This window comes from Pseudovibrio japonicus (assembly GCF_014651595.1).
Taxonomy (GTDB): Bacteria; Pseudomonadota; Alphaproteobacteria; order Rhizobiales; family Stappiaceae; genus Pseudovibrio; species Pseudovibrio japonicus.
This window is the reverse complement of record NZ_BMXE01000020.1, coordinates 1-735: the sequence shown is the minus strand read 5'-3', so window position 1 is coordinate 735 and position 735 is coordinate 1. Positions and strand designations below refer to the sequence as shown.

At 48.4% G+C, this 735-nt stretch carries 1 protein-coding gene; it reads right to left on the bottom strand.

Translation table 11 applies throughout. The features are described from left to right. On the bottom strand, window positions 1-735 hold a 735-nt coding region (locus IE076_RS22490; protein WP_189439029.1), incomplete at both ends, for an FG-GAP repeat domain-containing protein.

Below are 735 nucleotides of genomic sequence, written 5' to 3'. Positions count from 1 at the left end.
GAACCATCAGACTGTCCTAAGGCAACAAATGTGGCATCTTGATTAAAACCAACAATATCTGCTCGACCGTCTCCGTTTATATCGGCAACAACACGTTCGTACTGGGCACTGCCCCATCCAGAACTGGCGGCAAATGACGTTGTGGCTGTTATGGCTGAAGAAAAGGTACCATCTGTCTTACCCAGTGCAACAAGCGTCGCATTCTCACTAAACCCAACAATATCTGCTCGGCCATCGCCATTCACATCCCCAACAACACGCTTGTATTGGGCACTACCCCATCCAGAACTGGCGGCAAATGACGCTGTGGCTGTTATGGCTGAAGAAAAGGTACCATCTGTCTTACCCAGTGCAACATATGTCGCGTCGTCGTGAAAACCAATGATGTCAGCTCGACCATCGCCATTGACATCGCCAACAACACGTTCGTATTTGGCACTGCCCCATCCAGAATTGGCGGCAAATGACGTTGTGGCTGTTATTATTTCTGAAGAAAAGGTACCATCTGCCTTACCCAGTGCAACATATGTCGCGTCGTCATAAAAAACAATGATGTCAGCTCGACCATCGCCATTGACATCGCCAACAACATGTTCGTTTTGAGCACTGCTCCAATTAGTATTCGCGACGAATGACGTCGTGGCTGAAGAGAATGTACCATCTGTTTTACCGAGTGCCACAAATGCTGCATCCTCACCAAACCCAACAATATCTGCTCTGCCGTCTCCGTTCACA